We start from the raw sequence: 2959 nt of genomic DNA, 5'->3' as shown, positions 1-2959 counted from the left end.
GTAAGCGTCTAGGCAACACACCTTGACGAGGCCTTCGCGTCATTCGGTTTCGATGATGGCTTGCTTCCTCTATGCTTCCCGACTTGCCTAAGGATTAGTTGAAACAGGAAAAGGTGTGACGGCATGAGAGCAGATAAATCTTGTCCTGTGGTTCTGCGAGTCCGTGAAACGCTGGAGATCTTGGCATTTGAGCATCCATTGGCAGGGCTACAACTGGTCAAGGGCAGTGTGGAACCAGATGAGTCAACCGACTTGGCTGCCGTACGAGAGCTGATAGAAGAGGCAGGGATTCAATCCGCAGTAGGGCGAAATTTGGGTGAGTGGCGTGCCATTGAAACAGGTCACACGTGGGTATTTCATGAGTGTCATGTTGCCCAAGACCTTCCCAATACTTGGGTGCATTTTGCAGAAGATGATGGAGGCCATGAGTTCAGATTTTTTTGGCATCCACTAATGAGTGAGCCTTCTGAAAGATGGCATCAGGTTTTCAAGGATGCTTTAAGCTTTCTCAGGACTACCCTTGCTGAAGTCTAAGTGTGTATTCAGCTCTTCTTGAGTCAGTCAGGCCGGCGCCCACCTATGAGGTAGCAGTTGACCGATTTCACTCGCCCGCTGCGTCGGCAGGCGCGTGAGAACATCCTTCAAGTAGGCGTACGGGTCATGACTATTCAGCCGCGCCGACTGGATCAGACTCATGATCGCCGCCGCCCGTTTTCCGCTGCGTAGCGAGCCTGCAAAGAGCCAGTTCTTACGTCCAAGAGCCCATGGTCGGATCTGGTTCTCGGCCCAATTATTATCAATGGGTACAGCCCCGTCATCGAGGTAGCGCGACAGCGCTGCCCAGCGTTTCAGGCTGTAATCGAGTGCTTTGCTGATGGCTGAGCCTTCGGGCACAAGATCGCGCTGGGCGCTCATCCAGGCATGTAGCATGTCCATTACCGGGACGGTTTTTTCTTGCCGTATTCGGCGCCGTAAATCCGGCTCCAGATCGCGGGCTTCGCTCTCGATTTCGTACAGCAACTGGATATAGCGCAAGGCTTGCTCAGCAAGCGTGCTTTTATTCGTAGCGTGCAGCTCGAAGAATTTGCGCCGAGCATGGGCCATGCAGCCGACCTCGGTCACACCGAGTTCGAAACTGGCTTTGTAACCGCCAAAATCATCACAGACCAGCTTGCCCTTCCAGTCTTGCAGGAAGTTGCGAGCATGTTCACCGGCACGGCTAGGGCTGAAGTCATAAACCACCGCTGCCACATCCGAGAACTGGCTGGTGGCGTAGGCCCAAACATAGGAACGGTGAGTCTTCTTCGTTCCCGGCATGAGCATTTGCACGGGTGTTTCATCGGCATGAATAACCTGCTGCCCGAGTACCACGTCGCGTAGCGCATCGACCAGCGGCTGCAATTGAACCCCAGTCACGCCAACCCATTGAGCCAAGGTTGAGCGTGGAATCGCCAGGCCCGCTCGACCAAAAATCGATTCCTGACGGTAAAGCGGCAGGTGGTCAGCAAACTTGGCAATCATGACGTGGGCCAGCAGCCCAGCGGTTGGGATGCCCTTATCAATAACCTGCGCCGGAACGGGGGCCTGGATCAGCGTTTCGCAGTCATCGCAGACCCATTTGCCACGCACATGGCGTTCAACGGTAAATACGCCGGGCGTATAGTCCAGCTTCTCGCTGACGTCCTCGCCGATGCGCTTGAGGGCGCAGCCACATGGACAGTGAGTGTGGTCCGGTTCGTGATGGATCAGTGTGCGTGGAAACTCAGCCGGTAATGCAGTGCGCTTGGGCTTGTGCTTGTTCTCGGTTGCCGCAGGCACTGTTTGCAAGGCCTGAAGCTCTGCTTCAATCGCCGCGATATCGGTATCGATCAGATCATCGAGCAAGCTGGTCTGCTGCGGATTCAACTGCTCGCTGCGCTTGGCAAACTTCAAACGCTTGAGTTGGGCGATCTCGTGGGTCAGTTTTTCGATAACCGTTTGGTCGCGGTTGATCTTCTGGCCCATGGTCTCGACCGTCCTGCCCATCGTCTCGACTTGCTGGTCAAGCGTCTCGACACGCTGTATCAACTGCGCCGCCAAAGCGCGCAGTTGTTCTGGATTTAGGTGGTCGAGATTGGGGAGAGTCATGGTGCCGATTTTGCCAGACCAGGCAATTCGCGGCGATAGACCGATAGGCTAATGGCAGACGTTAAAGCCGTGTGATCGCGCCGCTGGAGCCCGCGCGTTGCCATGGCAGGCCTAACACCAGGGCTTGAAGTTGTTCGATATCTAACTGCATTTCAGATCCATGGCGAATGCCTGGCCAGTGGAACTTGCCTTGATTCAACCGGCGAGCAGCCAGCCAGATCCCGAATCCGTCATGCACCAGAACTTTCATTCGAGTGGCGCGGCGGTTGGCAAAGAGATAAGCACAGTGCGGCTTCGCCGCACCGAACACCGCGATCACTCTGGCCAACGCAGTCTCGGTGCCAGCGCGCATGTCCATCGGCTCGGTGGCGAGCCAGATGGAGTCAATGCGGATCATCGCAGCAGGTCTCGAAGAAAGGTCGCGCAGGCAGCAGCACTTTCGGTTGGCCAGTTCACTTTTACGGTGCCGCGCGGGTACTGGATTTCAACGCAGATACTCGATGATGCTGCTTGCGAATTAGCTCCGGCCAGTTGTTGTATGGGTAACGGGATAAATGCAGGTTGCAGCGCTGTGTTTTTCTGCGCTTGCACCCGAATCCATTTGTGGACGAGGTTTGCGTTGAGGCTATGGCTGAGGGCGATGCTGGCAATCGAAGCGCCGGGCTGGGCACACTCTTGAATGACCTGGGCTTTGAAGGACTTGGAGTAGGAACGACGTTGTGGCTGCATGAAATACCCGCTTAAAAGGCTAGAACTGGTGCCCACTTAAATTTAAGTGCACACCATGTCTTGGCTTTGCGGGGCTGGGTAGATGACTTGGCCGGACGGATAC

General features: G+C 55.5%; 4 protein-coding genes. 1 reads left to right on the top strand and 3 read right to left on the bottom strand.

What is annotated here, in order from left to right; genetic code table 11:
• Positions 1-123: 123 nt before the first annotated feature.
• The gene (locus AC1RAC_RS28260; RefSeq protein ID WP_080944598.1) at positions 124-534 is read left to right on the top strand and encodes an NUDIX hydrolase; all 411 of its coding nucleotides are present in this window, start codon (positions 124-126) and stop codon (positions 532-534) included.
• A 27-nt stretch (positions 535-561) separates the two neighbouring features.
• Here AC1RAC_RS28260 and tnpC read toward each other — a convergent pair whose 3' ends face one another.
• From tnpC to tnpA, 3 genes are all read right to left on the bottom strand, one after another.
• Positions 562-2127 carry an IS66 family transposase gene (tnpC, locus tag AC1RAC_RS28255; RefSeq protein ID WP_046067900.1) on the bottom strand — a complete coding sequence of 522 codons (1566 nt, stop codon included), beginning with the start codon at positions 2125-2127 and terminating at the stop codon, positions 562-564.
• A gap of 61 nt (positions 2128-2188) precedes the next feature.
• Positions 2189-2524: an IS66 family insertion sequence element accessory protein TnpB gene (gene tnpB / locus AC1RAC_RS28250; protein ID WP_046067899.1), complete on the bottom strand. Its 336-nt coding sequence runs from the start codon at positions 2522-2524 to the stop codon at positions 2189-2191.
• On the bottom strand, positions 2521-2856 hold the full coding sequence (tnpA, locus tag AC1RAC_RS28245; protein ID WP_233518666.1) for an IS66-like element accessory protein TnpA: 336 nt from the start codon (positions 2854-2856) through the stop codon (positions 2521-2523). Before tnpA ends, tnpB begins: the two co-directional genes overlap by 4 nt.
• Between the last annotated feature and the right edge of the window lie 103 nt (positions 2857-2959).

Source organism: Pseudomonas sp. GW823-FHT02F05 (assembly GCF_058797315.1).
The sequence above is the reverse complement of the archived record's forward strand: the minus strand, read 5'-3'. Positions and strand labels throughout refer to the sequence as shown.

Excerpts from the sequence above, each read along its gene's own strand:
- tnpC (WP_046067900.1), bottom strand. The coding sequence starts at position 2,127 with ATGACTCTCCCCAATCTCGACCACCTAAATCCAGAACAACTGCGCGCT.
- tnpA (WP_233518666.1), bottom strand. The coding sequence starts at position 2,856 with ATGCAGCCACAACGTCGTTCCTACTCCAAGTCCTTCAAAGCCCAGGTC.
- AC1RAC_RS28260 (WP_080944598.1), top strand. The coding sequence starts at position 124 with ATGAGAGCAGATAAATCTTGTCCTGTGGTTCTGCGAGTCCGTGAAACG.
- tnpB (WP_046067899.1), bottom strand. The coding sequence starts at position 2,524 with ATGATCCGCATTGACTCCATCTGGCTCGCCACCGAGCCGATGGACATG.